The sequence below is a fragment of the Microbulbifer sp. YPW16 genome, assembly GCF_021290385.1.
Classification (GTDB): Bacteria; Pseudomonadota; Gammaproteobacteria; order Pseudomonadales; family Cellvibrionaceae; genus Microbulbifer; species Microbulbifer zhoushanensis.
The window spans coordinates 3879687-3905922 of the sequence record NZ_CP089928.1 but is presented as its reverse complement, the minus strand read 5'-3'; the positions used below and the strand labels follow the sequence as shown (position 1 = coordinate 3905922).

The following is a 26236-nucleotide window of genomic DNA, read 5'->3' as shown; positions in this document are numbered from 1 at the left end:
TAAAGTCACTGCTTCCATGGCGCGATGCGGCTCAGTCGAAAGAGCGTACATTCGTCAGGCGGGCGAACAGGCTGGAGGTATCCCAGCGACCACCACCCAGGGCCTGCACCTCACTGTAGAACTGGTCCACCAGGGCAGTAACCGGCAGCAGGGCGCCATTGCGCTGTGCCTCGTCCAGCACGATGGCCAGGTCCTTGCGCATCCAGTCGACTGCGAACCCGTGCTCATATTCGCCCGCCAGCATCGTCTGGTAGCGGTTTTCCATCTGCCAGCTCTGGGCCGCTCCCTTGGAGATCACCTCGACAACCTGCTCCGCATCGAGCCCGGCCGCCCGGGCAAAGTGCAGCCCCTCGGCCAGGCCCTGCACCACACCGGCAATACAGACCTGGTTAACCATCTTGCACAGCTGGCCACTGCCCACCGGGCCCAGTCGGTTGACCGCGCGGGCGTAGTGATCGATCAGCGGCAGCGCACGCTCGTAGTCATCGGGTTCTCCGCCCACCATCACCGTGAGCGCACCGTTCTCGGCCCCGGCCTGGCCCCCGGAGACCGGTGCATCCAGGAATCCGATGTCGCGCTCCGCAGCCAGGGCTGCCAGTTCCCGCGCCACATTGGCAGAAGCCGTGGTGTGATCCACAAACAGGCTGCCCCGGGACATACCTGCAAACGCGCCCCGCTCCCCGCAGGCTACCTCGCGCAGGTCGTCATCGTTACCCACACAGGCAAACACATACTCCGCTCCCTGCGCCGCTTCCGCCGGTGTCGGCCAGACGGTGCCCGGGTAGTCCCCGGCCCACTGCTGTGCACGGCTGGTAGTGCGGTTGTATACCCGCACTGTATGGCCGGCCCGGGCGAGGAACCCCGCCATCGGATACCCCATTACCCCGAGCCCAATGAATGCGACGGTTGTCATTGGCAGTTACCCCCAGATCATCCAGATAAGAGCCGCCCCCAGCAGGAGACGGTAAATGGCGAAGGGCGCCATACCGATGCGGCTGATAAATTGCAGGAAAAAGTGAATACACAGGTAGGCACTGATGCCCGACAGCAACGCCCCCAGGAATATATCCCCCCAGGGGACAGATTGCTCACCGAGCAGGTCGAACGTCAGCAACAGGGCGCTGAGGGCGATCACCGGGATCGACATCAGGAAAGAGAATCTCGCCGCGGCCTCCCGCTTCATTCCCAGCATCAGGCCCGCGGTCATGGTAATACCGGAGCGGGAAGTGCCCGGGATCAATGCGACGGCCTGCGCCACCCCGATCAACAGGGCCTTTTTCCAGTCCATTTGGGCCAGCGTCAATTCACGGCGGGCACGCACATCTGCCCACCAGAGGAGAATACCAAAGCCAATGGTGGCAGCGGCAATCACCGCCGCAGAGCGCAGGTTGTGCTCGATAAACCCCTTGAACGCCAGACCGGTCATGCCCGCGGGGACAGTCGCCAGGACGATCAACCAGGCCAGCCGGCCGTCATCGGTAAACTCCCCCTTTACCAGGCCACCCAGGCCATCGCGCAGCAGCGCCCACACCTCGTGCCGAAAATAAAAAATCACCGCCGAAAGCGAACCAAAGTGGACCGCAACATCGAATGCCAGCCCCTGGTCCGGCCACCCCAGTACTTCCTTGGGCAGGATCAGGTGGGCAGAGCTGGAGATGGGCAGGAATTCCGTCAGCCCCTGGATCAGGGCCAGGATCACAATCTGAAAAATTTCCATGTAAGGCCGGGTTTCCTATTCCGAGCGGATTTTCTGCCGCTTCTTCCAGGTGACTTCATTGCGCAGGTAAAGGGGCTCCAGCTGTTCTGCAGTGACTGCCGCCGCTGTGCCGGCCGCACGGGCCAGCTCAGCGATATCCCGGGCATGGATGGGGCAATTCTGGTCCGTTGCCGTCACCGGTGCCGTCGCCAGGCCCTCGTAGTGCCAGCCCGGGCCAGCTCCATAAAGGGGGGAGTCGAGTTCCGCACCGGCGATCACCGCAGCCACCGCTTCCGGGTCCTGCACTGCCTCAGGCAGCAGGCTCTGCGCCGGTGATGCGGCGGAGTAAACTCCCCAGTAGACCTGCTGCATACGCGCATCCAGTGCCGCGATGATGCTCCCGGTCGACCAGTCCCGGTGCTGGCGCCTCGCCCCGGCGGCAAGTGCAGCGAGGCTGGATACGGGAATTACCGGCAGGTCCGCGGCGTACGCCAGGCCCTGGGTGGTACTGATAGCAATACGCAGGCCGGTAAACGAGCCCGGGCCGCGGCTGACGGCCAGGGCGTCGAGATCACTGAGCTTGAGGCCGGCCTCGGCCAGTACCTGGTCAACCATGGGCAGCAGGCGGCGGGTGTGGTCGCGTTCAGCGGCGACAAACTGCTCCCGGACCAGGTCGCCATCGCTCAGGGCGACCGAGCAGGAGCCGGAGGTGGTATCCAGGGCGAGGATTTTCACTGCAGAGGGGTCCCATCAATTGCGAGGAGCAGATTGTGTCACATCCGCCGCGGCAGTTCATGGCCTGGAGCCCCGGAATTGGCCGCAAACGCAAAAGCCCCGGCCAGGCCGGGGCTTTTGCTCGATACTGCGGGTAACCGGAATGGATATCCGGTTGTCAGGACTTCTTGGGCGGACGGCCACGGCGAGCCGTGGACTTTTTCGCCGCCTTTTTCCTGGTGGCCTTTTTGGTCGCGGCCTTCTTGCCAGACGCGGCCGCCTTCCTGTCAGCCACATTCACCTTGGGGGGACGACCGGGTCCGCGTTTCTGTCCCTTGCGGGCGCTACCGGCCCTTGCTGCAGACTTCTTCGGCCGGCCGGCTTGCTTGGTGGTGGCCTTCTTACGTGCGGCTTTTTTGCCGGGAGCTTTCTTAGCCGTCTTCTTCTTGGCCGCCTTCTTGGCATCAGCCTTGGCCTTGGCCGCGGCTTTCTTGTCCAGCGCCTTCACCTTGGCGGTGGCCTTCTTGGCCGCCTGCTTCACCTTGGCCTCGGCTTTTTTCTCCGCCGCCTTCAGCTTCTTGGCATCAGCTTTCTCGCGGGACTTTTTCCAGCGCTTTTCAAAGGCGTCGACTGCCGCCTTCATATCCTTTTCCGCCTTGCTGGACAGGCTATCCGCCATCTCGGAAACTTTTTGCTTGGCTGCCTCTTCCGCGTGACGAACCGTTTCCATTGCCTTGGCTTTGGCCAGGTCCAGCTTTGCGGAAGCCGACTTGGCGCGCAAATCCTTTAACTTCTGGTTGGCGCTGGTCAGGGACTTCTTGGCCGCCGCTGTTCCGGTCCGCTGGGCCCGCTCACGTGCCTTGGCCACGCGATCCATCTGGGCATCCAGGGCCTTGGTCGCGGAATCAACCGACTTCTGGGCCTTGGTTACTGCAGGTGATTGTGAAGCCGGAGCTTTTGCCCGGGCGGTACGCTTGGCCGTGGCCTTCTTTTTTGCTGTACGCTTTTTTGCTACTCGTGCCATCCCTTGTCTCCTTGTATGAGAAGAAGTACTTCCTACCTACCTGAAAGTGTATCGGCTTGATTGCCGCGGTCATCGCCTTTCGACTTCCCTTTAAGTTCAGTCAGCAGGTAGCCGGCTGCGCTCAGGGAGCGAGTTGCATGGTTTATTTCCATGCAACTTTATCTAAGTTAATAAAAAAAACCTGCTTTGCAAGAAAAATGGGACAAAAAAACAGCTTTTTGGGTAAAAAAATCCCGCTTTCAACCATTCGGATCCATTTTTTCACTTTCAAGGGCGACAAAGCGGATTTTTAACAGGAGAGAGGAAGCTTTTCTTCGATAATGGCCGCGAGCGCTTCGATATGATCCGGCCGAGCATTCAGGGACGGAATATACCGGTATTCACCCCCGCCGCTATCCTGGAAATTAGCGCGATTCTCTACTGCAATTTCCTCCAGGGTTTCGAGGCAATCGGCCGCGAATGCCGGGCAGATTACATCGACGCTCGCCAACCCTTCACGCCCCCATGCCTCCAGGGTTTTATCTGTGTAAGGCTGTAACCACTCGGCCTTGCCGAAACGCGACTGGAAACAGATCTGCCAGCGGTCCTCCGCCAGTCCCAGCGCACTGGCCAGGTGCCGGGCGGTTTCATGGCATTGCTGTTCGTAGGGATCGCCCTTGCGGACATTGGCCCGGGGGATACCGTGAAAAGACATCAGGAGCTTTTCTGCGGCACCGTGTTTTTCCCAGTGCTCCCGCACCGAACTGGCAAGGGCCTGGATATAGAGTGAGTGCCGGTAATAATCGCGCACCAGGCTGATATCGGGGATATCACGGTTGGACCGATAGATTTTCGCCACCTGGTCATAAATAGCGCCGGTGGTGGTCGCTGAGTACTGGGGATAGAGCGGCAGCACCAGGAATGAATCAAAGCCTTCCCGGCGCAGGCGCTCGACAGTGGACTGAAGGCCGGGCCTGCCATAGGTCATGGCGTAATCCACGGTAATATCGGGTCGCAGGTCAGCGAGGCGCGCCTGCAGCAGTTCCACCTGGCGACGGGTGTAGAAGTGTATCGGTGACCCCTCAACCGCTTCCCCGTCCAGTCCACGGCCCCAGATTTCCGCGTAGGCCGGGGCGATCTTGCCCGGCCGGAAGGGCAACACGAATCCGTGCAGGATGGCCATCCACAGCGGGCGGGGAACCTCAACAACCCGGGGGTCGCCAAGGAATTCGCGAAGGAATTGCCGCACTGCTGCGGGCGTGGGTTCTTCCGGTGTCCCCAGATTCATCAGGATAACGGCTGTAGTCATTTGCTGGCCCCATTTGAAATTGAACAGATCCGCCCGGCTGTACCCAGGGTCGCGCCGGCAACGCCCCTGGCATCGCAGCCGCAAAGCCCCAAGGAATACCTGAACACTATAAAGCGGAATACATCGGCGCCCCAGATGTGAACAGCAATTACAGGCAATCCCCCGAACCCGGCAAACCGTATGCCGGATGCCCATATGCCGGACACAAAAAAGCCCCCGTCAGGGGGCCGTTTTACGTGGCGAACCCATTCCCGGATCAGTCCGGGACCGGGCGCATCACCTGGTGAGCGCCGCGCTCACCTTTTCGCGAATCTCATCCATGGTGCCCACGCCTGCAACCTTGCTGCACTTGGGTGCAGTTTCCGGTGCACGCTCCGCCAGCTCGCGGTAAAAGCCAACCAGCGGTTCGGTCTGCTCGTGATACACCGCCAGGCGATTGCGGACAGTTTCCTCTGTATCGTCGCTACGCTGCACCAGCGGTTCACCGGTGACATCGTCCTTGCCCTCTTCCTTCGGCGGATTGTAAATCACGTGATAGACGCGGCCGGATCCCTCGTGGACACGGCGGCCAGACAGGCGCTTGACGATTTCTTCATCGTCCACAGCGATTTCCAGTACATGATCGATGGCAACATCGGCATCCAGCAGTGCCTGGGCCTGGGGGATGGTGCGCGGGAAACCGTCAAACAGGAAACCGTTGGCACAGTCCGGCTGGGCAATACGCTCCTTGACCAGGGCAATGATCAGGTCATCCGAAACCAGCTTACCGGCCGCCATGATGTCCTTGGCCTGCAGCCCCAGCGGGGTGCCTTCCTTTACTGCCGCACGCAACATGTCGCCGGTGGAGATCTGCGGAATGCCGAATTTCTCTGTAATGAACTGAGCCTGGGTACCTTTGCCGGCCCCCGGCGCCCCCAAGAGAATAATTCGCATAGTCAGATTGCCTCCAGATTATATCGGCGGGTCAATGCCTGCCACGCCAAAAGAGCGCTACCTTACACGCAGACCCCAGGCAGGGCAAGGTACAGCGGCGAGCGCGACCGACCGATGACGGGTCGGTCACTGCCAACACGCTATGCTAGTACAAAATTTGTACCGCAGGAGCCAGGTCCATGAAAATTGCCGTCTACCAGACTCACTCCTACGACCGGACCTACCTCGACCGGTACAACCGCCGCTTTGGCCACGAACTTCACTATATAGACACCCAGCTTGACCGCGACACGCTGGCCCTGGGCAAGGGCGCGGAAGCTTTCTGTATTTTTGTCAACAACACGGTCGACCGTGACCTGCTCCAGCGACTGCAGGAGAGCGGGGTAAAAATGCTCGCCCTGCGCTCCGCAGGCTTCAACCATGTGGATATCAAGGCGGCCAACCAGCTCGGGATACTGGTCGCCAACGTACCAGGCTATTCGCCCTACGCGGTCGCCGAACACGCCACGGCCCTGTTGCTGTGCCTGATCCGCAACATCAACCGCGCCCAGGCGCGGGTCCGGGACGGCAATTTCGCCCTCGATGGCCTGATGGGCTTCGACCTCCACGGCAAGACCGTGGGCGTGGTGGGAACCGGCAAGATCGGGACGGTTTTCACCCGCATCATGCACGGCTTCGGTTGTGAACTGTTGGGCCATGACCCGGAGGAGAACCCTGACTGCCACGCCCTGGGAATGCGCTATGTGCGCCTCGACACCCTGTGCAGGAACTCCGATATCATCTCACTCCACTGCCCCCTGCTCCCCGCCACAACACACATGATTGACCGGCATATGCTGTCGAAGATGCGCGATGGTGCCTGCCTGATCAACACATCCCGCGGTGCGGTGATCGATACTCCCGCAGTTATCGAGGCACTGAAAAGCGGCAAGCTCGGATACCTGGGCATCGACGTTTACGAGGAGGAGGACAGCCTGTTTTTCGAGGACCACTCGGATACCGTGCTGGATGACGATGTTTTTGCGCGCCTGCTGATGTTCAATAACGTACTGGTAACCGGCCACCAGGGATACTTCACACGGGAAGCCATCTGTAATATCGCGCAGACCACGTTGCAGAATGTGACAGAGTTCGAGTCACATGGGCAATGCAGCAATGCACTGTTCGTCGACTGACAGGCTATCGGTTCACTCCCCGCCCCGCTCGACGCGCTTGGCCTTTTCCCACAGCGCATCCAGCTCCTCAAGCGAGGCCTGGGTGGGGCGGCGCCCATCGGCGGCAAGGGCCCCCTCCACCATATTGAAACGGCGCTCGAACTTGCGGTTGCAGTCCCGCAGGGCGCCCTCCGGATCCACCTTCAGGTGACGCGCCGCATTCACACAACTGAACAGCAGGTCTCCCAGCTCCTCCCTTATGTGGGTACTGTCCCCGGCAGCCACCGCGGCCCGCAATTCCGCTACTTCCTCTTCTATTTTTTCCAGCACGCCATCGAGCGCGGGCCAGTCAAAACCGACCCCGGCCGCACGCTTCTGCAGCTTCAGCGCACGTGTGCTCGCGGGCAGTCCCCGCGCGACACCGGCAAGCACCCCGGCGTCCCCCCTGGCACCGCGCTCCGAGGCCTTGATCGCCTCCCAGTTGCGCTTGACCTCGGACTCATTCACAGTCGCTTGCGGACGCTGGCCGTAGAGCCTGCCATCGGGAAAAACATGTGGGTGCCGGCGCAGCAGCTTGCGCACCAGCGTATCGACTATCCGGGGGAAATCGAAGCGATCCTGCTCCCGCCCCAGCTGGGCGTAAAAGATCACCTGGAACAGCAGGTCACCGAGCTCCTCATGCAGGTGCTCAAAGTCCTCCGCCTCGATGGCCTCTGCCACTTCATAGGCCTCCTCAATAGTAGAGGGGACGATACTGGCAAAGTCCTGCTTCAGGTCCCAGGGGCAACCCCCGTCCGGGTCGCGCAGGCGCGCCATCAGGTGCAGGAGGTCCTCAACGGTGTAGCGATCTTGCAAGGTCAACTCCGGTCGGTTTACAGGGCATTACGCCGCCTCAATGCAGGACACGACGCTGGGCGGAGGCCACATTGGGCAGCTGGTTGATCCGGTGCAGTACACGGCTCAGCTCCTCGAAGTTGTGGATCTCCGCGGTCAGCACCATGTCCACCGTATGCTTGTGCTTATTCGAGCGCGTCTGCATGGCGGTGATATTGATGCGCTGGCTGTCCAGCATCGCGGTGATATCCCGCAGCAACCCGTGGCGGTCATAGGCCTCGATCATGATTTCCACCGCATACAGTTCACGCGGCTTTTGCGCCCATTCCACCTGCAGCACACGCTCGTGCTCCTCTGACTGCATACGCAGCATGTTGGCGCAGTCCTTGCGGTGGATCGAAACACCCCGACCGAGCGTGATGTAACCCATGATCTCGTCGCCGGGGACCGGGTTACAACAGCGCGCGATATGCGTCATCAGGTTACCGACACCATCGATATACACATCGGCCTGGCCATCGCTGCGCGCCACTGACGCAGTCAGCGACGGAACCGGCTCGGCCTGCTCAACCTTGACCATCCGCTGGGCCGAATTGAGCACCTGCCCTACCCCGATATCCCCGGCACCCACGGCGGCATAGAGGTCGTCCAGTGAGTGCATATTGAGCTTGGCGGCCAATGCGGCAAAGTCGAAGTCGATCAACGCCAGTTGCTTGAACTCGCCGTCGAGGATCGCCCGGCCATCCGCGATATTCTGGTCGCGGGCCTGCTGCTTGAACCAGTGGATAATCTTGGCCCGGGCGCGCGAAGTGGTGATATAGCCCATCCCCGGCGACAGCCAGTCGCGACTCGGTGCCTCGCGCCTGCCGGTAAGGATTTCCACCTGGTTGGCGGTCTGCAGTTCGTGGTTGAGGGGCACGATGCGGCCATCGACCTTCGCACCGCGACAGCGATGGCCGATTTCCGTGTGGATCTTGTAGGCAAAGTCCAGCGGCGTGGCACCACTCGGCAGGTCCACCACATGCCCGTCCGGGGTGAACACGTAAATGCGCGTATCCACCTCACTGGACTGCAGGTCGTCCTGCAAGGGGTTGCCGCCCACTTCCTCGTGCCAGTCGAGTACCTGGCGCAGCCAGGAAATTTTCTGTTCGTAACCGTCCTGCCCCTGCGAGTCCTTGTCCGTGCCCTTGTAGCGCCAGTGCGCACAGACGCCGTACTCGGCCTCCTCGTGCATGGCGAAGGTGCGAATCTGCACCTCCAGCACCTTCCGCTCCGGGCCGATGACCGCGGTGTGGAGAGAGCGATAGCCATTCTCCTTGGGCGAGGCGATGTAATCGTCGAATTCGTTGGGAATATTGCGCCAGAGGTTATGCACGATGCCCAGTACGGCATAACAGTCGCGCACGGTGGGCACCAGGATGCGCACCGCGCGGATGTCGTAAACCTGCGAGAAGCCGATATTCTTGCGGCGCATTTTGCGCCAGATGCTGTAGATATGCTTGGCACGGCCGAAAACGTCGCCCTCGATATCCGCGCGCCCCAGCTCGGAGCGCAGCAGCTCCAGCACCTGGTCAATATATTTCTGTCGATCGAGCCGCTTCTCGTCCAGCAGCCGCGCGATCCGCATGTAGTCTTCCGGCTCCAGGTAGCGGAACGACAGGTCTTCCAGCTCCCACTTGATATGGCCGATACCCAGCCGATGGGCCAGCGGTGCGTAGACATCCGCCACTTCCCGGGCCACCCGCCGGCGCTTCACCGGGTCGGCGTTTTTCGCCGCGCGAATGGCACAGGTGCGCTCCGCCAGCTTGACCAGCGCCACACGCACGTCGTCCACCAGCGCCACCAGCATACGGCGGATATTTTCCGAGTGCTCCTCGACCGCGCCGCGGGCACTCTCGGTATCCGTATCCGCACTGCGGCTGCGGATCGCCGCCATGCGCAGCACCCCGCGGATCAGCTTGGCCACGGGCTTGCCGAACTCCTCCTCGACCTTCTTGACCGGCAGGCGCTTTTCCCGCACCGCGCGGTACAGCACTGCGGCACAGAGCGCTTCGCCGTCCACCTGCAGGTCTGCGAGGATCTCGGCCATTTCCAGGCCGGTCAGGTAGCTGCTGGCCCCCTCGGCCCAGATATTCTCCGCCGCAATGGCCTGTTGCTCGGCATCGCTGCTCAGCTCCGCCGCGCGACGCAGGGTAACCAGGGCGCCGCCATCGAGATTGGCGAGGGTCTGGATATGGCGTAACCAGGACTCCAGGTCCAGTTCGCCACTCGCGCCGAAAGAGTGATGTTTTCTGACTTGTACCATCGGACTTGAATACTTCCCGAATCAATTGCCGGCTTGCGGCTGACTGAACAGCCCCGAGGAGAGATAGCGGTCACCCCGGTCGCATACAATGGCGACGATGGTGGCATTCTCCACTTCCGCGGAGAGCCGCAGGGCTGCCGCCACAGCACCGCCGGAAGACACCCCGGCGAAAATCCCCTCGACCCGCGCCAGCTTGCGCGCCATTTCCTCGGCCTCGCGCTGGTCCATATCCACCACGCGGTCCACCTCTTCGGGCACAAAAATACTGGGCAGGTATTCCTGCGGCCAGCGGCGGATCCCGGGGATACTGGAACCCTCGGTGGGCTGCAGGCCCACAATCTGTACCGCCGGATTCTGTTCCTTGAGGTAGCGGCCACAGCCCATGATGGTGCCAGTGGTCCCCATGGAGGAAACGAAGTGGGTAATCTCGCCGCCGGTCTGGCGCCAGATCTCTGGGCCGGTGCCCTCATAGTGCGCGCGGGGGTTATCATCATTGGCAAACTGGTTCAGTACCAGCCCTCGCCCCTCGGCCTGCATACGCAGTGCCAGGTCTCGCGCCCCTTCCATACCCTCTTCGGCACTGACCTGGACCAGCTCCGCACCGTATGCCGTCATTCCCGCCTTGCGCTCCTCGGTGGCGCTCTCGGGCATGATCAGGATCATGCGGTAGCCCTTGATCGCCGCCGCCATCGCCAGGGCAATTCCCGTGTTGCCACTGGTCGCCTCGATCAGGGTGTCGCCGGGCGTGATCTGGCCACGGGCCTCTGCCCGGCTGATCATCGACAGGGCCGGTCGGTCCTTGACCGAGCCGGCAGGATTGTTGCCCTCGAGCTTGAGGAGAATCGTGTTGCTGGTATCACCCTGCAGGCGCTGGAGGCGCACCAGGGGAGTGTTCCCCACGCAGTCGGCAATCGTCGGGTAATGCATAATGTGCTCGCAACCGGGCAAAAAATCGAAGCGCCATTCTACCCTTCGGGCCCGGCACCTGCGACCCTGGTGAAATCTGCCCGGCCGGTGGCCTGTTTACGGTCAACCCAACGGCCACCCTGCCGGAAAACCAGGCAAGGGGCGCAGCGGTGAGAAATCTGGTTTCGCAGGGCAAATACGCAATCAGCGGCACGGCGTCACCTGTTTTCGGGCACGGACCGCAGGAACGAAGCTGTTTTTCCGCAACGCGGCGTTACGGCCTGCCTGCGGGAAACGGCTCCGGGTACTCACTGCCCCTGGCCCGGGGATATACCGGCCCCGCCGGCGGCCGTGGAATTAGTGCGAACTGGCGTGGTGCGATTTGCCCCCGGGGGGAGTAGAATCGGGACAAAATAACGTCCGAACACATGTCCTTCCTATGACTGTACCCACTTCTCCGGTACAAGACCCGGACCCCGCCAGCCGCGCGGTTTCGCTGCGCGCCCTGATCTTCCGCCTGACCCTGGGGCCCGCACTGATCCTGGCCCTGGTACTGGGTGGGCTGCTGACCCAGCAACAGGTGAGCGATCGCCGCCAGCTCCTGCTGAGCCACGGCCACGCCAGCGCGGAGCAGCTGGCGGAACTGATCGAGCTCAGCGATGGGGAGCCGCTGCAGAAGCGCCTCGACTGGCTGCACAAGAGCCTGCTGGCCCTGATGCTCGAGAAGGACATGGTGCGGTCGGTGCACATCTACTCCGCTTCCGGGGACGACCTCGACCCGGACACGGGGCTGAAGGAACTGGCGTCGGCGGGCCCGCGCCCGCGCTCGCCCCTCAGGGCCACCCAGCTGGCGGACCAGTCGGATGGCTTTATTCTGGAGAAATCCGGCAGTATCCAGGTACTCCATCCCCTCAAGACCGAACCGCTGACCTGCTGGATCGCCATCGAGCTGCATCGCCCCTATTTCACCATCGGTGCCTACCAGGTGGCCCTGGCCGGCCTGCTGGGACTGATACTGTGCTCCCTGGCCGCGCTGGCCTGGTCGATCTTCCTGTCCGAGAGGCTGGGGCGCTACCTGACGCATATGGGCAAGGCGGTCGAGGATATCGGCCACGGCCAACTGGACCGCCGGGTTGCCCCCGGGGAAAATCGCGAACTCAACCTGCTGGCCGAGCGGATCAACCAGATGGCGAGCAACTTTGCCTCCTACCAGGAGGACGCCACCGCAAACCTGCTGCAATCCATGGAGGACCTGCGCCAGTCCCTGGACAGCATGGAGGAGCAGAATATCGAGCTGGACCTGGCCCGCAAGAAGGCACTGGAAGCCAGCCGCGTAAAGTCCACATTCCTCGCCAATACCAGCCACGAAATACGCACCCCGCTCAACGGTATCATCGGCTTTACCCACCTGTTGCTGAAAACCGAGGTCGACGAGTTGCAACAGGATTACCTGCAGACAATCCTGCGCTCCTCCGAGAACCTGCTGACAACCATCAACGACATCCTGGACTTTTCCCGGATCGAGTCCGGCAACCTGGTGCTGGACCATATTCCCCTCAACGTAGGGCAGCTGCTCGAGGAAACCCTGCAGATCCTCGCCCCCTTCGCCCACGAGAACCGGGTCGAACTGGTACCGCTGATCGACGCCCAGCTACCGCCCACCATGATTGGCGATCCCCTGCGCATCAAGCAGGTACTCACCAACCTGGTGGGCAATGCCGTGCGCAGTTCGGCAGACGGCAACATCCCGGTGCGCGCCAGTGTGCAAAGTGGCCAGGATGCAGAGATTACGGTGCGCATCAGCGTCACCGATCTCGGTAACCGGATCAACGAGGAGGGTCGCCGGGAGCTGCGCCAGGTGCTCGAGAGCAGTGCCCAGAGTCCCGGGCAGCAGATCAGCAGCAATGGGCTGGGACTGGCCATCGCCCGCAGCCTGGTGGAGCGCATGCGCGGCAGCATTGGTATCGACGAGGCCGCTGGCGGGGGCGCCACCTTCTGGGTGCATATCCCGCTGCAACTGGAACGCAACCGCAGCCAGCCGGTACGGGACCAGTTCCCCGGCGCGCGGGTGCTGATTGCCGACCCCAACCGCATGACGCGCATGCAGGTATCACAACTGCTGCAGCTCTGGCGGGTTGAAGCCATCGAGCTGGATGACACCGGCACACTGCTTCCGGCACTGCAACAGATGTGGAACCACGATGCCCTGCCCGATGCAGTGATCATTGATACCGCCATCGCCGGGGACGATTTCTGCAGTTTCGTCGGCACTATCCAGCAGCTGGTGGACACTTACCAGTGCCGGGTGATCATGCAGGGCTCGCCGGTGGAACTGCGCCGCTGCTACGAGCAGCTGCGCACCCGCGTACTCACATTCCTGGCCAAGCCGGTGACCCGCGACAACCTGCTGCGGGCCATGCGGCGCTCGCTCCCCCACCAGCCCAGTAGCCGCCCCACTGGCACCACCCATCCGGCCCTGCCATGGACATCCCCGCCCCGGGTACTGGCGGTGGATGATCACGAGGCCAATCGCCACCTGGTGGGCGAGTTGCTGCGGGCCCAGGGTATTGACGTGACCGTTGCGGCCAGCGGCCAGGAAGCGATATCCCTGTGGGAGCATGAAACATTCGACATGATCTTTATGGATATCCAGATGCCGGGCATGAACGGTATCGAGGCAACGAAGAAAATCCGTGCGGCAGAAACCGATGGCAGGGTGCCGATTATCGCCCTGACGGCCCATGCCGGTGCCGAGGAAAAGGCCCGCCTGCTCTCCGCCGGCCTGGATGACTACCTGAGCAAGCCGGTAAGCGAAGCCCAGCTGAGCAATATGATCAAGCGCTGGATGAAAATCCTTGTCCCAACCAGGGACAACCAGGAGGCGCCGGACACGCCACGCCTGGTGGATATATCCGAGAGCCTGTCGCTCAGTAACAACGACGCCACCCTGGCCCGGGATATGTTGCAGATGCTGGTCAAGGGACTGATCGCCGACGAGCAGGAACTCAACCGCTGCCGTGCCGCAGACAATCACCGCGACCTGTTTGAGCTGGTACACCGGCTCCACGGTGGCTGCTGCTACTGCGGGGTCCCGCGCCTGCGGGAGGCCACCGGTGCCCTGCAGGACCACCTGCGCCCGTTGCAGAACCGCAATGATGCCGATATCGACGACCAGAAAGTGGAAGCGGTGGCCCGCGAGATCCGCGCGTTGCGGGAATGGGCCTCTGAGCAGGACCTGGACGCACTGTTCGGCCTGACGGCCAACGCCTGACTTACGCCGGGCCCAGGCCGGGTGACGGTTCAGCGCTCACCATAGACCTGGCGAAACAGCTCGCGGCTCTGCAACGGCCGGGCGCCCAGAAGTGGCTGTAACAACAGGCGGGTCAGGCGCTTGGCTACGGCCAGCATGGCCGGGTCGATCGCCTGGCCCGCCGCAGCGCACTCCAGCGCCAGCAGCTCAACGCCGCTGAATTCATCGACGGACCTCGCACCGGTGGCCGAACGGAACACCGGCACGAAGCCGTGCTCCGGCTCCAGTCGGTAAACCCCTTCCGCACTGACCGGCCCCTGACTGTGGGCACAGTAGCCCAGTTGTGGACACTGGCCCAGTTCCCGCAGCAGCTGCAATTCAAACCGGCGCAACGGCGGCTCCAGTGCGCCGGCGGTATCACCCGCCAACTGCGCCAGCTCCTGCAACAGCGACTGGTAACAGGCAAACACCGCGTATTGGGCTTCTCCCTCCGCCAGCGTCCTGACCAGCAACTCATTGGCGTACAGGCCGGCATAAACAGCCCGGCCCCGCAGCCAGGTGGCAACACCGGCACTCTCCACCTGGCCCAGGGTTTTCAGGCTACCGCGACCCAGCAGCGACACCAACAGCGGGGCGAACGGCTGCAATGACTGCTGGCGGCGCTGCTTGTCACGGCGCGCTCCGCGGGCGACACAGCTGATCCGCCCCTCATCCGGGGTCAGCAATTCCAGGATCAGGCTGGTATCGCGATAGGCCCGCGAGTGCAGGATATAGGCCGGTTGCGGTGGTTGCCGATGGGACATGGAAGTTTCTGTAGTGAATAGCCTGGCTGCACCGGGCTAATGCCTCAGGGACGATGCTCGATATTATCCGGCAATTTTACCCATGAATGGCAACTTGATTCATAGATTGAAGCGGTCGGCTCAGGCAAGCCGGGGTCCGTAAACGCTCCCACCGGAAACCCTATGAGCCCCCGGCTCGATATCCAGGACCAGGAACAGGCTTGCCCCTCTGGCGGGACAAAAACGAAATGCCAGGCAATTGCCACTGTCGGCGGTGCGCAGGTACTCGCGCCATTCACCGTGCAGATCAACAGCTTCGGCGGGGAAGCGCGCCCGCACGCCGAAGACACTGCCGGCACGGCGCAGGCAGGCCTGGCAATGGCAGATGGATACCCTGACGGGATTGCCATGGGCAGCCAGTCGCAGCTGGCCGCACCTGCACGACGCCCGGTGCTCAGTCGGTTGCCGGCCGCCGGATTGCTCCGCCACATCCTCTCGTCCGGTTCCAGCGACAACTGACACGAGCAACAATCCGGGATTTAGTCGTCGCGATAGCCGAGGCTGCGCAGGGCGCGCTCATCGTCCGACCAGCCGGACTTGACCTTGACCCAGAGATTCAGCATCACTTTGCTGTCGAACAGGCGCTCCATATCCTGGCGGGCCTGGCTGCCGATCTGCTTGATGCGTTCACCCTTGTTGCCGATCAGGATCCGTTTCTGGCCGCTACGCTCCACCAGGATCGCCGCGCTGATGTGCAGGACACTGCCGTCCTGGGCAAACTCTTCCACCTCGACGGTGACCTGGTAGGGGATCTCCGCCCCCAGTTGGCGCATTACTTTTTCCCGCACAATCTCTGCGGCGAGGAAGCGGGAGCTTCGGTCAGTGATCTGCTCCTCGGGGAAGTAGTGCTCGCCCTCGGGCAGGTGCCGGACGATCACTTCCTCAAGCGCATCCAGGTTGACCCCGCGCAGCGCGGAGATGGGTACGATCTCGGCCTGCGGGTGCTGTTCTGCCAGCGCCTGCAGCTGTGGCAGCAGGTCGCCCTTATTGTCCAGCTGGTCGACCTTGTTTACCGCGATTACCAGCGGGCTCTTGAGCCCCCGCAGCTTGTCCGCCACCAGCTGGTCGCCCTCGGTCCAGCGGGTTCGCTCAACCACGAATACCACTACATCCACATCCCGGGCAGCACTGCTCGCGGCGCGATTCATATAGCGGTTGATGGCCTTGTCCGCCTCGCCATGCAGGCCCGGGGTATCGACAAACACGATCTGGTAATCGCCCTCGGTCTTGATACCGAGCATATTGTGGCGGGTGGTCTGGGGCTTGCGCGAGGTAATGGCCAGCTTCTGCCCCAGCATGTGGTTGAGCAGGGTGGACTTGCCGACATTGGGTCGGCCGACAATGGCAACATAGCCGCAACGGCGGGCCTGCTGCTGGTTAGAATCGCTCAAGGAAAACCTCCGGGTGCGGGACGCGCATCAATGCTCGCTCCACTTGATTGTAGGGTGTATCTGGTGCCGGGTGCACAATGCCCGTTCCGGGGATCGCCAGCATGGGGATCGGGTGAGGGATGGAGGCACTGTAACAGAATTCGCCAGGCAGGCTCAGCTCGCACCGGTCAGTAGCCGGAAGGCCTCGGCGGCGGCGGCTTTCTCGGCGGCCCGGCGGCTGCTTGCCTCGGCCCTGACCGCATCCGCCAGCCCTTCCACCTTGCACTCTATCACGAATCGCTGCGCGTGCTCGGCGCCGGCCACATCCACCACCCGGTACTCGGGCAGCGGCCGCTGGCGCGCCTGCAGCCACTCCTGCAGGCGGGTCTTGGGATCCTTGGCGGTTTCCAGGGAAAGCCCCTGCAAACGGGTGGAATACCAGTCGAGCACCCGCGCGCGCGCCGCCTCCAGCCCCGCATCCAGGTAGATCGCACCGATCAGGGCCTCGACCGCATCGGCGAGTATCGAGGCGCGCCGGTGGCCGCCACTTTTCATCTCTCCCTCGCCCAGGCGCAGGCACTCACCCAGTTCCATTTCGCGCGCCAGCTTTGCCAGCATCTCACCGCTGACCAGTTGTGCGCGCAGGCGTGTAAGCTGGCCCTCGCGGCCGGCCGGGAACTGCTCGAAGAGTGCCGCACCGATGGTGAAGCCAAGAATGGAATCGCCCAGGAACTCCAGCCGCTCATTGTTGCGGCTGCCATGGGAGCGATGGGTAAGCGCCAGCTCGAGCAGTTCGGGACGTTCGAAGTGATGACCCAGCCTGCGGCAGAGGCGCTCCAGTGCAATATCAGTCACGTTGGCGGAATTGCTCCAGATCTACCAGTGGCTCGCAGCACAGCTCCGCCTTGGCGGTATTCAGCTGCTTGTTGAAACGCAGAACCACATCGACGTTGTACATCAGTGGCTGGCGCACCTCGTAGTCGACACTGACCAGCATGCTGTCCGCACCGCGGATAATCTTGACCGATTCGGTCGGCTGGCCGCGGACGTTGTTGATCAGGAAGAATTTGTCGAGTTCCTTCTTGATCTCCGAGCGTGTCATGTCGCGCAGGTTATCCTGCTCCGCCAGCTTCTTGAGGCCCTGGTCAACATAATAGGCGTCGATATAGCCAGGCCCCATCTTGGAGACACAGGTCAGGACAAAACCCAGCCCGGCCACAACAAGTATGATGCCCCAGTAACTCATGCCGCGCTGGCGCTGCAGTGAAGCTCTGATTTGCCCACCCATAAAGCTATCCTCTGTCTTTTTATTGTCGATGCTCAATGAAAATCGAAGGTTGTCACTCGATGGTACCCACGCGCTTGAAGCTGGGCACGCTTAACAGAGCGTCCCAGTGCATCCAGATCGCAAAAGCCTTGCCGACGATATCCTGCTCGGGCACAAAGCCCCACTCGCGGCTGTCCAGGCTGTTGTCCCGGTTGTCGCCCATCATGAAATAATGCCCGTCGGGCACCACCACCTCGGGGATATTGGCGAAGCGGCTGGGATAGACGCTCTTGGCCATCAGGTGACGGCGGCCATAGATCTCCTCCCACAGGACCTCCATCTGCGGATCGCCCGGGGGGATCGCCTGGATCAGTTCCTGCGGTGCCGGCTCACCATTGATATACAGCATGTTACCCTCAACCCGGATCCGGTCTCCCGGAAGGCCGATCACACGCTTGATAAAATACGTCTCATTCATGTGCGGCGGAAAGAACACCATCACATCCCCGCGTTCCGGCTCACCAATGTCCACTACCTTGGTGCGGGAAACCGGCAGGCGCAGTCCGTAGGCGTATTTGTTCACCAGGATAAAGTCGCCCACCTGCAGGGTGGGCACCATGGATGCGGAGGGGATCTGGAACGGCTCGACGATAAAGGAGCGCAATACAAACACCAGCGCCAGCACCGGGAAGAATGACTTCGCATACTCCACCAGCACCGGCTCGCGCACCTCGCCCGGCGCCACCTGCCTGCCGGGCTGCGCCTGCGTTGAATCGACCCCGGCTGCCGCAAGCTCGCGCCGCCGCCGGGCAAAAAACAGGCTGTCCACCAGCCAGATCAGGCCACTGCCCACTACCAGCCACAACAGGATCAGGGGGAAATTGATGTCCATATTGCTCTCAGAGATCTATACCAACGCGATCAATAGTCCGTGTGGTCCTGCCGGGCATGGCAGTCCGCAGCCACCACTCACTGATCCACTTTCAGAACCGCCAGGAAGGCCTCCTGCGGCACCTCGACACGCCCGAGCTGTTTCATCCGGCGCTTGCCCGCCTTCTGTTTCTCCAGCAGTTTCTTCTTGCGCGATACGTCGCCGCCGTAACACTTGGCGGTCACGTTCTTGCGCAGGGCCTTGACCGTGGTGCGGGCTATCACCTGCCCCCCGATCGCAGCCTGGATCGCCACGTCAAACATCTGCCGCGGGATCAGTTCCTTCATTTTTTCCGCCATCGCGCGCCCTTTCTGCTGCGCGGTATCACGGTGCACAATCAGCGCCAGCGCATCGACCCGGTCACCGTTGATCAGGATATCCAGCCGCACCAGCTTTGCCGGGTCGAAGCGCACAAAACTGTAATCGAGTGAGGCGAAGCCACGGCTGACCGATTTCAGCCGGTCAAAGAAGTCCATTACCACTTCGCTCATCGGCAGCTCGTAGCGCAGCGACACCTGGCTGCCCACGTACTGCATATCCCTCTGGACACCGCGCTTTTCCACACACAGGGTAATAACGTTGCCCAGGTGCTCCTGTGGCACCAGGATATTGGCCTCGACGATAGGCTCACGCATTTCCTCGATATTGCCCACCTCGGGGAGGCGGGACGGGTTATCCACGGTGATCACCTCCCCGTCGGTCAACTCCACCTCATAGACCACGGTGGGTGCGGTGGTGATCAGGTCCAGGTCGTACTCACGCTCCAGGCGCTCCTGGATGATTTCCATGTGCAGCATGCCCAGGAAACCACAGCGGAAACCGAACCCGAGGGCATCGGAGGTCTCCGGCTCGTAGAACAGGGAGGCGTCGTTCAGGGAGAGCTTGTCCAGTGCATCCCGGAAAGCCTCATAATCGTCAGAGCTGACCGGGAACAGGCCGGAGTATACCTGCGGTTTCACCTTCTGGAAGCCGGGCAGCATATTCACATCGTCGGCTTCCTTGGCATGGGTGAGGGTGTCCCCCACCGGCGCGCCGTGGATGTCCTTGATACCGGCGACCACAAAGCCCACTTCGCCGGCGCGCAGCACGCCGGTCTCTTTCCGCTTGGGGGTAAAAATCCCCACACTGTCGACCACGTGTGCGCGGCCGATAGACTTGGTAACAATTTTTTCCTTGGTTTTCAGGGTGCCCTGCACCACCCGCACCAGGGAGACCACACCCAGGTAGGCATCGAACCAGGAGTCGATAATCAGTGCCTGCAGGGGTGCATCCACATTGCCCTCCGGCGGCGGCACCAGCCGCACCAGGTCCTCCAGCACCTCTTCCACCCCCAGGCCGGACTTGGCGCTGCAACGGGTGGCTTCGGTGGCATCGATCCCGATAATGTCCTCGATTTCCTCCGCCACCTTGTCCGGGTCGGCCTGCGGCAGGTCCATCTTGTTCAGTACCGGGATCACCTCGAGCCCCTGCTCGATGGCGGTATAGCAGTTGGCCACGGACTGGGCTTCAACCCCCTGGGCCGCGTCCACTACCAGCAGCGCACCCTCACAGGCCGCCAGGGAGCGCGATACCTCGTACGAGAAGTCCACGTGGCCGGGCGTGTCGATGAAGTTGAGCTGGTAGGTCTTGCCGTCGCGCGCGGTGTAATCCAGGGTCACGCTCTGGGCCTTGATGGTGATACCGCGCTCCCGCTCCAGATCCATGCTGTCGAGCACCTGCTGGGCCATTTCCCGGTCGCTCAGCCCTCCGCAGACCTGGATAAAACGGTCTGCCAGGGTGGATTTACCGTGGTCGATGTGCGCAATGATGGAGAAGTTGCGGATATGGGAGAGATCTGTTGCCACTGCGGATTAGAAACCCTTTGAAAATCAGAATGTTATCTGGCGACCTCGCCAGAGAGATGGCGCAAGTCTACCAGATGGCAGTGGCTACTGGGCAGTGCTATTCACACGGGGCCCGCAGGCGCCCGCCGGGACCGGGTCCCGGCAGCAATACCGGGGCCTGCAACCCGCCGGCCCCGGGACCCCGCGCGGGTCAGTCCTCTTCGATCTGGATGGTGCGGAAAGTGGGCTGCCCGCCGCGGAAAAAGCGAATCGGCAGCAACTCGTCACCCGGCAGGTCCTTGACCACGCGGCGGTAATCGTCCAGGTCATTGACCTCGTCGAAGCCCAGCTGGGCGATGATATCGCCGCTGCGCAGTCCCGCCTTGGCCCCGGCCTTGCCCGGAACAACCTCTTTCACCATCACCCCGGACTCAACCCCCAGGCGCTGCTTCAGCGCGTCGGGAATCTCGTCAACCATCAACCCCAGGCGGCCGCCGGCATCGGTACTGGGGCTGACCGCAGCCTGCTGGCGCTGCTGGTCGTCACCCTCGAGAGCGCCGACCACCACGCCCAGGCGCTTGACCTTGCCTTTGCGCATCAGCTCGACGGTTACCTCCTCGCCCGGGCGGGTCTGGCCAACCACGTGCGGCAGGTCACCGGAGACATCGATACGCTCGCCGTCGAAGTGGGTAATGATGTCACCGGCCATAATGCCGGCTTCAGCAGCCGGGGCACCAGCCTCAACCTGTGCCACCAGGGCGCCGCTGGGACGGCGCAGCCCCATTGCCTGGGCCATGTTGCGGTCCACATCCTGGATGCCCACGCCCAGCCAGCCGCGGTCCACGCGCCCCTTATCTTTCAGCTGGGCGACCACATCGCGGGCCAGGTCTGCCGGGATTGCAAAGGACAGGCCGATAGAGCCACCACTGCGGGTATAAATCTGCGAGTTAATGCCCACTACCTCGCCCTTCAGGTTGAACAGCGGGCCACCGGAGTTACCGGGGTTAATGGCCACATCGGTCTGGATAAACGGTACATAGTTCTCGCGGCTCTCATTGGGGATGCTGCGCCCCATGGCGCTGACGATCCCGGCGCTGGCCGAGTAGTCGAGGCCGAACGGCGAGCCGATCGCAACCACCCACTCACCCACTTTCAGGTCCTCGGATTCCCCCCAGCTGATAGCCGGCAGGTCATCGGCATCCACTTTCAGCAGTGCCAGGTCGGAACTCGGGTCGGTGCCGATCACCTGTGCCTCAAACTCGCGCCGGTCGGTGAGGGTCACCAGGACCTGGTCGGCGCCGTCAACCACGTGGTTGTTGGTGACCACGTAGCCATCTTCCGAAATGATGAAGCCGGAGCCCATGCTGGCCACCGGCCGCTGCTCGCGGCGGCGTGGCTCCAGCAGGTGACGGAAGATGTCCGGGATATCCTGCCGGTACTGCGGCGGGCCCCCGCGGCTGGCCTGGCGGGTGGTCTCCATGGTGTTGATTTTCACCACCGCCGGGGAGTTTTTCTCGATCAGGTCGGTCAGATCCGGCAAGCCGCGCGCACATGCGGCTGTCGAGATCATCAGGCTAAGGATGAAAAGGAACTGCGTACAGCGTTTAACCATCGGTTTGTTACCCCTAGTTATCCCTTCTAATATGAAAACAATGACTGTCTGTTCTTCCCGGGTACCGTCCCAGCCCTAGATAGGGTCAGGGAAGTCGGTATTCAACGGGTCCGGCTTACAGTGTTAGTGGCAAGCCTACGCCTAAAGTTCTGGCGCCGACTGTAAATCAGTGTAAAGAATGATCAATTTACGCCCCCGCACCCAGCGCGGCAAGTTCGACCATCCCCGCCAGGCCTATGGCGAATCCCGCCTGGGCAGCCCCCTGCTGTATTTCCCGGCCCAGGTCCCGGAGGGCGCTGACCGGCCAGGCATGGTGATGGCGGGCACCCACGGTGACGAAGTCGCCGCGGTGGTGGCCCTGTCCTGCGCCCTGCGCGCCATCCCCGCTGCGGCGCTGCGGCACCACGTGATCCTCGCGGTCAACCCCGATGGCTGCCAGCTGGGCCAGCGCTGCAATGCTGCAGGAGTGGACCTGAATCGCAATTTCGCCACCAGCAACTGGCAGGCAGAGGACACGGTCTACCGCTGGAACAGTGCCGCGGACGAGCGCGACGTGCTCCTCAGCACCGGCGACAGCGCCGGTTCGGAGCCCGAAACCCGCGCCCTGTGCGAGTTGATCGACCGGCTGCAACCCTCCTGGCTAGTGACCATTCACGAACCGCTGGCCTGTGTCGAGGACCCGGCCTCCAGCACCCTGGGACAGTGGCTGGCCAGTGCCCTGCGCCTGCCCCTGGTGGCCGATGTGGGCTACCTGACCCCCGGCTCCTTCGGCACCTGGTGTGCCGAACGGGACCTGCCCTGCATTACCGTGGAATTCCCGCCGGTTTCGGCCGACGCCGCCAGTGAGGATTACCTGCAGGCCCTGATCGACCTGATCACGCGCTGAGCCGCGGTGCTGGTGTCAGTACTCGCTACCAGGTTGCCTTATTACCAGTAGACACGCCCCGCTTCAAAGCGCAGCGGCGGTTGCACATCCCGCGCCAGCCAGGTGGGACCGTCCAGGTCGCGCAACTTCACCAGCTCGCCCAGTGGCCAGGCGGCGCGTATGGCCCTGGATGTGCACAGCATGCAGCCCAGCATCAGGGCAAACCCCTGCGCCCTGGCCTCATCCGCCAGGGCCAGTGCCTCGGTGATACCGCCGGTCTTGTCCAGCTTGATATTGACCATTTCGTAGAGCCCCTGCAGCCGGGGCAGGTCTTCGCGGGTGTGGCAGCTCTCGTCGGCGCAGATCGGCAGGGGATGGGGGAAAGAGGACAGGAAGCTGTCATCATCGGCGGGCAGCGGCTGCTCCAGCATGGCCACCCCGAGACCGGCAAGCATCTGGCAGCGCTCCACCAGCGTCGCGCGCTGCCAGGATTCATTGGCATCGATCACCAGTTGGGTCTCCGGTGCCGCGGCCCGCACTGCGCGCACCCGGGCCTCCACGCTGCTGTCATCCAGCTTGAGCTTGAGGGTTTCCACCCCTCGGGCCGCCTGCTCCGCCGCAGCCTCTGCCATGGCCCGCGGCGTATCTATAATCAGGGTCTGGACGGTGGCCAGCGACCCGGGACCGTGCCGGCCGGCCTGGTCGCGACGGCGCTCCCAGTCCATCAGGGCACAATCCACTGCATTGCGGGCGGCGCCGGCGGGCATCTGTGCCTGCAACGCAACGCGGTCCAGCCCGTCCTCCACCGCCGGCAGTATCGACCGCACCTGGGCCAGCACCGTCTCGACACTCTCGCCGTAGCGGGGATAAGGCGTGCACTCGCCGACACCGGTGACCGAGCCGTCCGATACTTCCACCACCACGACCGCTGCCTCGGTTCGCGCACCACGGGAGATCACAAAGGATGTGCGCAGGGGCCACTGCTCGGCATAACAACGGGCATGCATAAGGGTTTCCCGAAACGTCAGACCCTAAGAGTTTAGTTCGGGGACAGCCTGCGCGGTCAGGCGGGAGAGGGGTGGGACGGACTCGCGGACTCGAGCCGCAACAGCACCGGGGCATAGAAGGGATTGGAAGCATGGCGGCGGCTGTACCAGCGCACCACGCCGGCCCCGGCCAGCAGGCCCGCCACGGCACCACTGATGGCACCGATTTCTCCGCCGAGCGCCTCGCCCAGCATCGCCGCCAGCATCAGCGCAACGAGGGGCACCAGGTACACAACCAGCGCACCGGTACTCAGGGCGCGCTCTGGAATGCCGATGACCGCGGTGTCGTTGAGGGAGATGCGGTCCTGGTCCCAGCTGTTCAGCGCCACCCTGATACGGGTGGATTTGGACAGGTAGTCACCCAGCGCACCGGTACCGCAGCCGGACCTGGCTGCGCACCCGCCGCAGGCACTACGCTGGATTGTCTCCACCCAGATAGCGCCGGATTCGATTGCCACCACGCGGCCACGCTCTTCGTGCATGCTCTCAGGAGCCCGCTTCCATCGCCACGGAACGCGCCAGGCGCTGCGCGGTGGCATCGGGGATCTCACCGACAACGGTAACGGTGTAATTGGTGCCGTCCACCTCGACGCGGTCCATATAGGCCACAGTGGCCCCGCGGATTGCCCGCCCCTTGTACTCCAGTTCCGGGCCCAGGCGCTGCACAAATACCGTGAACACGCTCAGGCCATCGCTGAATACCAGCATGTCGCCATCGGCCAGGGTGCGCACCGCTACCCGCTGGTAGCCGTCGGGCAGCCAGCCCAGCTGCCAGCGGGTCTGGGCGGATTCACACGCATGGCGATTATCTATGCGTCGCGTATTGGGGGATCCGGGCTGCAGGTTGGCGTCGCTGATCGGGGACAGGTCCAGCTGCACAAACTGGTAGCGCTCCAGTACCTTGCCCTGGGCGCCCACAAGCATGGACTTGAGCGGCAGGCCGGTTTCCCGGTCGAGATTGAGCAATACCCCGAGGCGGTGCTGGTCGCGCGGACGCGCCTCGATCACAACCGTATCGCGATCGGCAATACGCTCGCCGCCGCGCAGGACAAAGTGGTAACTGCCCGCCCGCTGGCCGTCGATAGAGGTCCACTGGCTGGCCCGTCCAAACGGGCTCACCACCCGGTTACAGGCAGATGTGGTGCCGTGACTGATCAGTTCCCTGGGTTCGCCGCTCAGGTAGCGGACCCGCTCCACCTGCTCGCCATCGCGAACGGCGTGGAAGACCTGCAATGTTTCCAGCAGGCCCTGGTGCTCAAACGTCACCAGGCCACTGTATTCCAGGTTGCTCACTGCATCGGAGAGCTTGCCCAGCCAGTAATCGATGCTGTCGGCCTGCGCCGGGGGCTCCTGCCCGGTTGGTGGCACCACCGCCTGCGGCTGCTGCGTACCGGTGGGATTGTCCGCCGGTTCTGTAGGCACGGGCTGCTGCGCGAAAACTGCCGGGGCCATCAACAGCAAAGCCAACAGCATGCTGTTGGCTTTGTAGTGCGGGATAAATAGCGATTCGGTCACTGTCCGTCCTGCTCTCCGTAGGTGGCGCGCGCAAACGGCACCATGCCCTGGGTGCTGACATGGCCCGCCTGCTGTGAATGCTGGATCATCACCCGGTTCAGGTGACGAATCAGCTCCGCGGGCGGCGCCTGCTGGATCACGCCCTGCACCGGGACACCCGATTGCCGTTCGGGCACCAGGCGCGGGCCGGCAGTGCTGACCGAACGGGTTGTCGGTGCGGGCACGTAGAAACCACTGGGCTGCGGTGCCGACTGCTGGACCGGCTGCTGCACCGGTCGCGCCGGCTCGGCTGCCAGCTGTGGGGCACCAGTTTCATTACCTGACACCCCGGGCTGGGGCTGCGACAGCTGCTGCACCCCCAGGATGGCTGCGAAAGCCACAGTGGCGGCGACAGCACCGCGGGACAGGGTCCGCATCCAGGGGGAACGGGTACCGTCGTTGGCAGCCGAAGGACTCTCCCCGGCCTGCACATCCAGGGGTGCCTCAGCTTCAATCGCCGCGGAAATGCCGGCTGCGAGCCCCGGTATTGCCGGCGACACCTGCTCGCGCCGCATCACACTGGCCGCCAACTGGTAGCGGGACCAGCGCTCGGCCAGCTCACCCTCGGCGCCGCCGTGCTTCAGCAGGCGCTGCAGCTCCAGCTCCGTGGCCTCGCCATCCATCAGCGCAGACAGCGATTCATTCAGCCGATCCTGATGACTCCCGTGGGACATACGGGCAACCCCTCTCTAAAACAATTGATGAACCGGCGCAGAGACCCGCGCCACGGCAAAATTGCCAGTTCCAGCAGATACCACTTGCCGGTCATTCTCTCAGACATGCCGGGCGGGGAATTGTTTCACCACCGCAGCAAAAATTCTC

At 62.8% G+C, this 26236-nt stretch carries 24 protein-coding genes; 3 read left to right on the top strand and 21 right to left on the bottom strand.

Features of this window, described 5'->3' with window-relative positions:
- Window positions 1–31 precede the first annotated feature (31 nt).
- The 6 genes from LVE68_RS16970 to adk form a co-directional block, all read right to left on the bottom strand.
- Window positions 32–913: an NAD(P)-dependent oxidoreductase gene (locus tag LVE68_RS16970; protein WP_232941628.1), complete on the bottom strand. Its 882-nt coding sequence runs from the start codon at window positions 911–913 to the stop codon at window positions 32–34.
- Window positions 914–919: 6 nt separating this feature from the next.
- Window positions 920–1717, bottom strand: coding sequence for an undecaprenyl-diphosphate phosphatase (locus LVE68_RS16965; protein ID WP_232941627.1), 798 nt, complete (start codon window positions 1715–1717; stop codon window positions 920–922).
- A gap of 15 nt (window positions 1718–1732) precedes the next feature.
- Window positions 1733–2431 carry a tRNA (adenosine(37)-N6)-threonylcarbamoyltransferase complex dimerization subunit type 1 TsaB gene (gene tsaB, locus LVE68_RS16960; RefSeq protein WP_232941626.1) on the bottom strand — a complete coding sequence of 233 codons (699 nt, stop codon included), beginning with the start codon at window positions 2429–2431 and terminating at the stop codon, window positions 1733–1735.
- Window positions 2432–2588: 157 nt separating this feature from the next.
- On the bottom strand, window positions 2589–3434 hold the full coding sequence (locus LVE68_RS16955) for a hypothetical protein (RefSeq protein ID WP_232941625.1): 846 nt from the start codon (window positions 3432–3434) through the stop codon (window positions 2589–2591).
- A gap of 289 nt (window positions 3435–3723) precedes the next feature.
- Window positions 3724–4722, bottom strand: a complete 999-nt coding sequence (hemH, locus tag LVE68_RS16950) for a ferrochelatase (protein ID WP_232941624.1) — start codon at window positions 4720–4722, stop codon at window positions 3724–3726.
- A gap of 276 nt (window positions 4723–4998) precedes the next feature.
- Window positions 4999–5655, bottom strand: coding sequence for an adenylate kinase (gene adk / locus LVE68_RS16945; protein WP_232941623.1), 657 nt, complete (start codon window positions 5653–5655; stop codon window positions 4999–5001).
- A gap of 179 nt (window positions 5656–5834) precedes the next feature.
- Between adk and LVE68_RS16940 the strand changes: the two genes are divergently transcribed.
- On the top strand, window positions 5835–6830 hold the full coding sequence (locus LVE68_RS16940; RefSeq protein WP_232941622.1) for a 2-hydroxyacid dehydrogenase: 996 nt from the start codon (window positions 5835–5837) through the stop codon (window positions 6828–6830).
- A gap of 12 nt (window positions 6831–6842) precedes the next feature.
- On the opposite strand, the gene mazG is transcribed toward LVE68_RS16940, so the two are convergent.
- From mazG to cysM, 3 genes are read right to left on the bottom strand one after another with little or no spacing between them, the layout of a single operon-like run.
- On the bottom strand, window positions 6843–7664 hold the full coding sequence (gene mazG, locus LVE68_RS16935) for a nucleoside triphosphate pyrophosphohydrolase (RefSeq protein WP_232941621.1): 822 nt from the start codon (window positions 7662–7664) through the stop codon (window positions 6843–6845).
- Between the two features lie 37 nt (window positions 7665–7701).
- Complete coding sequence (relA, locus tag LVE68_RS16930; RefSeq protein ID WP_232941620.1) at window positions 7702–9948, bottom strand: GTP diphosphokinase; 2247 nt, start codon at window positions 9946–9948, stop codon at window positions 7702–7704.
- A 21-nt stretch (window positions 9949–9969) separates the two neighbouring features.
- A complete protein-coding gene (gene cysM, locus LVE68_RS16925) occupies window positions 9970–10875 on the bottom strand; it encodes a cysteine synthase CysM (protein ID WP_232941619.1) in 906 nt (301 codons plus the stop codon).
- Between the two features lie 418 nt (window positions 10876–11293).
- On the opposite strand from cysM, the gene LVE68_RS16920 reads away from it, so the two are divergent.
- Window positions 11294–14125 (top strand): response regulator, encoded by a 2832-nt coding sequence (locus LVE68_RS16920; protein WP_232941618.1) that lies wholly within the window; start codon window positions 11294–11296, stop codon window positions 14123–14125.
- A gap of 29 nt (window positions 14126–14154) precedes the next feature.
- Here LVE68_RS16920 and recO read toward each other — a convergent pair whose 3' ends face one another.
- The 8 genes from recO to LVE68_RS16880 form a co-directional block, all read right to left on the bottom strand.
- Complete coding sequence (recO, locus tag LVE68_RS16915; RefSeq protein WP_232941617.1) at window positions 14155–14907, bottom strand: DNA repair protein RecO; 753 nt, start codon at window positions 14905–14907, stop codon at window positions 14155–14157.
- 120 nt (window positions 14908–15027) lie between these two features.
- Complete coding sequence (locus LVE68_RS18240) at window positions 15028–15375, bottom strand: GFA family protein (RefSeq protein ID WP_441338251.1); 348 nt, start codon at window positions 15373–15375, stop codon at window positions 15028–15030.
- Between the two features lie 50 nt (window positions 15376–15425).
- Window positions 15426–16337, bottom strand: coding sequence for a GTPase Era (era, locus tag LVE68_RS16905; RefSeq protein WP_232941615.1), 912 nt, complete (start codon window positions 16335–16337; stop codon window positions 15426–15428).
- A 153-nt stretch (window positions 16338–16490) separates the two neighbouring features.
- A complete protein-coding gene (gene rnc, locus LVE68_RS16900) occupies window positions 16491–17171 on the bottom strand; it encodes a ribonuclease III (protein ID WP_232941614.1) in 681 nt (226 codons plus the stop codon).
- Complete coding sequence (locus tag LVE68_RS16895; RefSeq protein ID WP_232941613.1) at window positions 17164–17604, bottom strand: DUF4845 domain-containing protein; 441 nt, start codon at window positions 17602–17604, stop codon at window positions 17164–17166. The genes rnc and LVE68_RS16895 overlap by 8 nt, the downstream gene beginning before the upstream one ends.
- Window positions 17605–17656: 52 nt before the next feature.
- On the bottom strand, window positions 17657–18475 hold the full coding sequence (gene lepB / locus LVE68_RS16890; protein WP_232941612.1) for a signal peptidase I: 819 nt from the start codon (window positions 18473–18475) through the stop codon (window positions 17657–17659).
- Window positions 18476–18552: 77 nt separating this feature from the next.
- Window positions 18553–20358: a translation elongation factor 4 gene (gene lepA / locus LVE68_RS16885; RefSeq protein ID WP_232941611.1), complete on the bottom strand. Its 1806-nt coding sequence runs from the start codon at window positions 20356–20358 to the stop codon at window positions 18553–18555.
- Between the two features lie 190 nt (window positions 20359–20548).
- The gene (locus LVE68_RS16880) at window positions 20549–21949 is read right to left on the bottom strand and encodes a Do family serine endopeptidase (RefSeq protein WP_232941610.1); all 1401 of its coding nucleotides are present in this window, start codon (window positions 21947–21949) and stop codon (window positions 20549–20551) included.
- Window positions 21950–22127: 178 nt separating this feature from the next.
- Here LVE68_RS16880 and mpaA point away from each other — a divergent pair, with 178 nt between their 5' ends.
- Window positions 22128–22835 carry a murein tripeptide amidase MpaA gene (gene mpaA / locus LVE68_RS16875; RefSeq protein WP_232941609.1) on the top strand — a complete coding sequence of 236 codons (708 nt, stop codon included), beginning with the start codon at window positions 22128–22130 and terminating at the stop codon, window positions 22833–22835.
- Window positions 22836–22876: 41 nt separating this feature from the next.
- Here the strand turns inward: mpaA and ycjG are convergent, their stop codons facing one another.
- Genes ycjG through LVE68_RS16855 form a run of 4 tightly spaced genes read right to left on the bottom strand, consistent with a single transcriptional unit; the run spans window position 22877 to window position 26088 of the window.
- Window positions 22877–23821, bottom strand: a complete 945-nt coding sequence (gene ycjG, locus LVE68_RS16870) for an L-Ala-D/L-Glu epimerase (RefSeq protein ID WP_232941608.1) — start codon at window positions 23819–23821, stop codon at window positions 22877–22879.
- A gap of 56 nt (window positions 23822–23877) precedes the next feature.
- Window positions 23878–24342: a SoxR reducing system RseC family protein gene (locus tag LVE68_RS16865; RefSeq protein WP_232941607.1), complete on the bottom strand. Its 465-nt coding sequence runs from the start codon at window positions 24340–24342 to the stop codon at window positions 23878–23880.
- Between the two features lie 4 nt (window positions 24343–24346).
- Window positions 24347–25375, bottom strand: a complete 1029-nt coding sequence (locus LVE68_RS16860) for a MucB/RseB C-terminal domain-containing protein (protein WP_232941606.1) — start codon at window positions 25373–25375, stop codon at window positions 24347–24349.
- A complete protein-coding gene (locus LVE68_RS16855; protein ID WP_232941605.1) occupies window positions 25372–26088 on the bottom strand; it encodes a sigma-E factor negative regulatory protein in 717 nt (238 codons plus the stop codon). The genes LVE68_RS16860 and LVE68_RS16855 overlap by 4 nt, the downstream gene beginning before the upstream one ends.
- Between the last annotated feature and the right edge of the window lie 148 nt (window positions 26089–26236).

Excerpts from the sequence above, each read along its gene's own strand:
- mpaA (WP_232941609.1), top strand. The coding sequence starts at position 22,128 with ATGATCAATTTACGCCCCCGCACCCAGCGCGGCAAGTTCGACCATCCC.
- LVE68_RS16970 (WP_232941628.1), bottom strand. The coding sequence starts at position 913 with ATGACAACCGTCGCATTCATTGGGCTCGGGGTAATGGGGTATCCGATG.
- ycjG (WP_232941608.1), bottom strand. The coding sequence starts at position 23,821 with ATGCATGCCCGTTGTTATGCCGAGCAGTGGCCCCTGCGCACATCCTTT.
- adk (WP_232941623.1), bottom strand. The coding sequence starts at position 5,655 with ATGCGAATTATTCTCTTGGGGGCGCCGGGGGCCGGCAAAGGTACCCAG.
- lepB (WP_232941612.1), bottom strand. The coding sequence starts at position 18,475 with ATGGACATCAATTTCCCCCTGATCCTGTTGTGGCTGGTAGTGGGCAGT.
- hemH (WP_232941624.1), bottom strand. The coding sequence starts at position 4,722 with ATGACTACAGCCGTTATCCTGATGAATCTGGGGACACCGGAAGAACCC.
- LVE68_RS16955 (WP_232941625.1), bottom strand. The coding sequence starts at position 3,434 with ATGGCACGAGTAGCAAAAAAGCGTACAGCAAAAAAGAAGGCCACGGCC.
- LVE68_RS16920 (WP_232941618.1), top strand. The coding sequence starts at position 11,294 with ATGACTGTACCCACTTCTCCGGTACAAGACCCGGACCCCGCCAGCCGC.
- LVE68_RS16940 (WP_232941622.1), top strand. The coding sequence starts at position 5,835 with ATGAAAATTGCCGTCTACCAGACTCACTCCTACGACCGGACCTACCTC.
- LVE68_RS16855 (WP_232941605.1), bottom strand. The coding sequence starts at position 26,088 with ATGTCCCACGGGAGTCATCAGGATCGGCTGAATGAATCGCTGTCTGCG.
- relA (WP_232941620.1), bottom strand. The coding sequence starts at position 9,948 with ATGGTACAAGTCAGAAAACATCACTCTTTCGGCGCGAGTGGCGAACTG.
- cysM (WP_232941619.1), bottom strand. The coding sequence starts at position 10,875 with ATGCATTACCCGACGATTGCCGACTGCGTGGGGAACACTCCCCTGGTG.
- LVE68_RS16965 (WP_232941627.1), bottom strand. The coding sequence starts at position 1,717 with ATGGAAATTTTTCAGATTGTGATCCTGGCCCTGATCCAGGGGCTGACG.
- recO (WP_232941617.1), bottom strand. The coding sequence starts at position 14,907 with ATGTCCCATCGGCAACCACCGCAACCGGCCTATATCCTGCACTCGCGG.
- LVE68_RS16895 (WP_232941613.1), bottom strand. The coding sequence starts at position 17,604 with ATGGGTGGGCAAATCAGAGCTTCACTGCAGCGCCAGCGCGGCATGAGT.
- LVE68_RS16865 (WP_232941607.1), bottom strand. The coding sequence starts at position 24,342 with ATGCACGAAGAGCGTGGCCGCGTGGTGGCAATCGAATCCGGCGCTATC.
- LVE68_RS16880 (WP_232941610.1), bottom strand. The coding sequence starts at position 21,949 with ATGGTTAAACGCTGTACGCAGTTCCTTTTCATCCTTAGCCTGATGATC.